General features: G+C 62.5%; 4 protein-coding genes. All 4 read left to right on the top strand.

Features of this window, described 5'->3' with window-relative positions; genetic code table 11:
- Positions 1 to 1,853: ATP-dependent zinc metalloprotease FtsH (gene ftsH, locus M9890_15390; protein MCO5178338.1), on the top strand; the 1,853-nt coding region annotated here is incomplete at its 5' end.
- Between the two features lie 160 nt (positions 1,854 to 2,013).
- Entirely contained in the window at positions 2,014 to 3,033 is a 1,020-nt protein-coding gene (gene fabD / locus M9890_15385) for an ACP S-malonyltransferase (GenBank protein ID MCO5178337.1), read from the top strand.
- An 88-nt stretch (positions 3,034 to 3,121) separates the two neighbouring features.
- Positions 3,122 to 4,324 (top strand): beta-ketoacyl-ACP synthase II, encoded by a 1,203-nt coding sequence (fabF, locus tag M9890_15380; GenBank protein ID MCO5178336.1) that lies wholly within the window; start codon positions 3,122 to 3,124, stop codon positions 4,322 to 4,324.
- Positions 4,325 to 4,680: 356 nt separating this feature from the next.
- Positions 4,681 to 4,882 (top strand): hypothetical protein (locus M9890_15375; protein ID MCO5178335.1); only part of this gene is annotated, 202 nt, incomplete at its 3' end.

Below are 4,882 nucleotides of genomic sequence, written 5' to 3'. Positions count from 1 at the left end.
GCTACATCTATATGTTCCTGTGGCCGCAGGAGGAATCCCGAATCGATCTGCCGTACTCATCGCTGCTGACGGCGGTTGAGGAGCAACAGGTCAAGGCCGTGACGATCAGCGGTCAGGACGTGACCGGCGAGTTCGTCGTCGAGATGACCTGGACGGGCAGCGTGCTGCAACCGTCGGATCAGCCGCTGCCGCCGGGCGCGACTGACACGGTCACCGATACGGAATTCGATACGGTCATTCCGGAGGACTCGGGCGAGCAACTGCTGACGTTGCTGCGCGAGAACAATGTCGAGATTCAGGCGAAGAAGCAGAGCCAGTCGATTCTGCCGACGTTGCTCTTTACGGTCGCGCCGCTGCTGCTGTTTGTCGGTCTGATCATCCTGATGACGCGGAACATGAGCCGGGGTCAGCAGAACGTGTTCGGCTTCGGGCGCTCAAAGGCGAAGATGTATGACCCGGAGCGACCGCACCTGACCTTTCAGGACGTGGCCGGTGAGGAAGAGGCCAAGCGCGAGCTGACCGAGGTGGTGGACTTCCTGAAGAACCCGATGAAGTACCACCAGATTGGCGCGCGGTTGCCGCGCGGTATCCTGCTCGTAGGCCCTCCCGGCACTGGTAAGACGCTGATGGCGAAGGCCGTTGCCGGTGAGGCCGGGGTGCCGTTCTTCAGCGTCAGTGCCTCCGAGTTCGTCGAGATGTTTGTCGGCGTCGGCGCGTCGCGCGTGCGTGATCTGTTCGAGCGTGCCAAGACTGCGGCACCGGCCATCGTGTTCGTTGACGAGCTCGATGCCGTCGGACGGCAGCGATTCGCCGGACTGGGCGGGTCGAACGATGAGCGCGAGCAGACGCTGAATCAGCTGCTGGTTGAGATGGACGGCTTCGAGCCGAACCAGGATGTGATCGTTATCGCTGCGACCAACCGACCGGACGTGCTTGACCCGGCGCTGCTGCGACCGGGCCGCTTCGACCGCCAGGTGACGGTCGGGCTGCCTGACAAGAAGGGCCGCGAGGCGATCCTGAAGATCCACACCCGTGGAATTCCGCTGGAGTCGAGCGTCAATCTGGAGTCGCTGGCGGCTGGAACGCCCGGCTTTTCTGGTGCGGACCTGGCTAACCTGGTCAACGAGGCGGCACTGACGGCGGCGCGACATAATCGTAAGACGGTAGCTCGCGCCGACTTCGACGAGGCGCTGGACAAGATCATCCTCGGCACGGTGCGCGGGACGCTGATGAGCGAGCACGAGAAGCTGGTCGTTGCCTACCATGAGGCGGGGCACGCGATCGTCGCACACTTCTCTCCGGGTGCGGACCCGCTGCGGAAGGTGTCGATTGTGCCGCGTGGGCGGGCGCTGGGCGTGACGATTCAGACGCCAAGCGAGGATCGCTACAACTACTCGCGCGAATATCTGCTGTCGCGTCTGGCGGTGATGATGGGTGGCCGTGCGGCCGAGATCATCCGGTTCAATGAAGTCACGACGGGCGCGCAGAGCGACCTGAAGGAGGCGTCAGACCTGTCGCGCCGGATGGTCGGGCTGTGGGGCATGAGCGACGAGATCGGGCCGGTCTATCTGGGGACCGGCGAGCAGCACGTCTTCCTCGGGCGCGAGCTGACGCAGGAGCGTGAGATGAGCGCCAACACACTTGATCGCGCAGACGAGGCAGTGCGGCGGCTGGTGACGGAGGCGATGGACGGCGCGATCGTCCTGCTGACCGACCATCGCGGCAAGCTGGACGAGCTCGCGCATCGTCTCATGGAAGAGGAGACGATTGACGAGGAAGCGCTGATTGAGATGCTCGGCGTTCCGCCGGTGACCGCCGAGGTGGCGGCGCTGGGCAGAGTCGAGCTGGAATAGTCGGCGCAGAAGCGACCGTGGGAGTGATTCCACGGTCGCTTTCGTCTCCCTCTGAGTTGAGATTTGAGCCGAATGAACGGCGATTTTGGTATAGTCCGCATTGCGCAGTTGTACGTATTTGCGATGTTGCTGCCTGCTGTGTCGTGGGGGGTTGGTCAGGGTGAATAGCGCGAGTGAAGCTCCAGCCGTTTCGATGCTGGGTGGCGATGTTGCACTTGTCTTTCCGGGACAAGGTAGCCAGTTTGTTGGTATGGGACAACGTCTGCACGACGTCTCCGATACAGCGCGGCGTATTTTTCGCCAGGCAGACGATGCGCTCGGGTTTTCGCTGAGCCGTTTGTGCTTTGAGGGCTCTGCCGAAGAGCTTGAGGATACTTACAATTCCCAGCCGGCCATTCTGACTGTGAGTTACGCAGCGCTCGAAACATTGCGCGAACGTCTCGCCCAGCTTGGCGAGGCGGTTTCGCCTGTGTGTGTTGCCGGTCACTCGCTTGGCGAATACACGGCGCTGGTGTCCGCCGGAGTCATCGACTTTGGCGACGCGCTGCACCTCGTGCGCGAGCGCGGTCGGTTGATGAAGGAAGCTGGGGTCGAGCGACCGGGCGGCATGGCTGCCGTAATCGGGCTCTCCGAAGAGAAGCTGGTGGCGTTGTGCGCGGAAGCTTCGCAGGAGGGCGGCATCGTCGTTGTCGCGAACGACAATTGCCCCGGCCAGACGGTTATCTCCGGTGAGGTTGAGGCTCTGGAGCGGGCGATGGAGCTGGCCAGTGCGGCCGGTGCCCGCCGCGTCGTGCGCCTCGGGATCAGCATTGCGTCGCACTCGCCGTTGATGGAACGTGCCGGGCAGCAGCTGTCCGATCTGGTGCAGAAGGTGCCGTTCCGCGAGCCGTCGATGCCGATCGTCTCCAATATCTCCGGTCGGTTTATCACGTCGGTCGATGACCTGAAGCGCAATGTTGGCCAGCACATGGTCCGGCCGGTCATGTGGTCAGGGTCAGTGCGCGAGATGGTTGACCACGGTGTCGACACGTTCCTTGAGGTTGGCCCCGGGCAGGTGCTGAGTGGTCTGATTCGCCGCGTCAAGCGTGAAGTGAAGACGATGAGCGTTGCAGATCTGGGCATCTCGCTCGATGCCAGCGGGATTGTCGGCCAGGCTACCGCAAAGCTTCGTAACGACTGAGCCCCGCCAATTATCGGATGATTCGGGGGGTTGATCCGAGAGGAATCGCCGTAACGTGCAGCGTGTAGTTGTAACAGGTCTTGGCGCCATGACGCCGATTGGTAACGACGTCGAGACGTTCTGGACGAACCTGCTCGCCGGTGCCTGCGGCATAGCCCGAATAACAGAGTTTGATCCAACGCCACTCTCCGTCCAGATCGCTGGCGAGGTCAAGGGATTCGACCCGAAGCAGTACATGGATCCCAAAGCCGCGCGACGAATGGACCGCTACTCACAGTTCGCTGTTGCGGCGGCTGGAGAGGCGCTGCGTGACGCTGGCATCGAGATTGATCCGGAGCAATCCGAACGCATCGCCGTCATGATGAATACCGGCGGCGGCGGAATTCTGACGTTGACCCGCGAAGTTCGTAACTACTACGACAAGGGCCCGGAGCGTGTCAGCCCATTCTTCATCCCGATGTTCGCGCCGAACATGGCGGCGGCCCAGGTATCGCTGACCTACGGCGTTCATGGCCCAGTACGTGGATCGGTGGCTGCGTGTGCTGCAGGCGCGCAGGCGTTCGTCGATTCTTGGCACCTGCTGCGTCGCGGCGAGGCGGATGTTGTAATCGCCGGTGGCACCGAGGCGGGCATGGACCCGGTTTCGGTCGCGGCCTTCGCCAACATGCACGCGCTGTCGCGGCGGAACGACGATCCACAGCGCGCCAGCCGACCCTTTGATGCCGAGCGCGACGGGTTCGTGTTTGCAGAGGGCTGCGGCGCGATGATCCTGGAGACAGAGGAGCACGCGCGGGCGCGCGGTGCGCGGATCTATTGCGAGCTTGTTGGCGGGGCGATGACCGCCGATGCGTTCCATCTGACGGCACCGGTGGCCGACGGCACCTACACGATGCGCGCGATGCAAAACGCGCTCGAAGCATCCTGCACGAATGCTGACGAGATCATGCACATCTCCGCGCACGGCACGAGTACACCGCTGGGAGACAAGGCCGAGACGGTCGCGATTAAGCGCGCGTTTGGCGATCACGCGCAGAAGATCGCGGTGTCGTCGATCAAGGGCGCGGTTGGTCACCTGGTCGGCGCGGCAGGCGGAGTCGCCGGGATTGCGGCAGTGCGGTCGATTACTGACAGCGTCGTTCCGCCGACGATCAACTACGAGTATCCGGACCCGGACTGCGATCTGGATTACGTGCCGAACGTCGCGCGCGATATGAAGGTTGATGCCGCTATGGTGAACGCCTTCGGGTTTGGCGGACAGAACGCGGTGGCGATTTTCAAGCGTTACGCGTAACCGGAACCGCGCCGCTCAACTCAACAGACTTTTCGGGGGCACATGATTGTGTGCCCCTTTTGTGTTCCTGTGGCCCGCGTTGACGTGGCGCGGGAAACGGGTGACGATGGCGGGGCGAACGCTGCGGCAAGCGCCACACGCGGTGCGAGCACAGGTGGGAACATGCGGTTGGGTTGGACTGAGTCTAACGGGTGGAAGATCTCTCATTGCGGTTCGAGATGACAGGTGATCAGGGACGCTGCCGGTCGGACAAACTGACATTGACAACGCATTCAAGGTGTCATGTGTTCGGAGAACTGGCGAGTGTTTTGCACGATAACGCGTGGCGGATCTAGCAGGTAGAGAGGGAGCGAGACGTGGCAGGCGATCTACAGGATGTGCTTCGGGAAGTCGATCGCGGGATCACGGAGAGCATTGTCGCGTTGCAGCGAGTTGTCCAACAGCCGAGCATTTCCTCGCAGAACATCGGTGTGCGGGAGTGTGCGGAACTGCTCGTCTCGATGATGACGGGGCTGGGCATTGAGGCGCGAGTCATGGAGACGGAAGGGCTGCCGGTCG

This window comes from Thermomicrobiales bacterium, assembly GCA_023954495.1.
In the GTDB taxonomy this organism is placed as follows: Bacteria; Chloroflexota; Chloroflexia; order Thermomicrobiales; family CFX8; genus JAMLIA01.
This window is presented reverse-complemented; position numbering and strand designations above follow the sequence as displayed.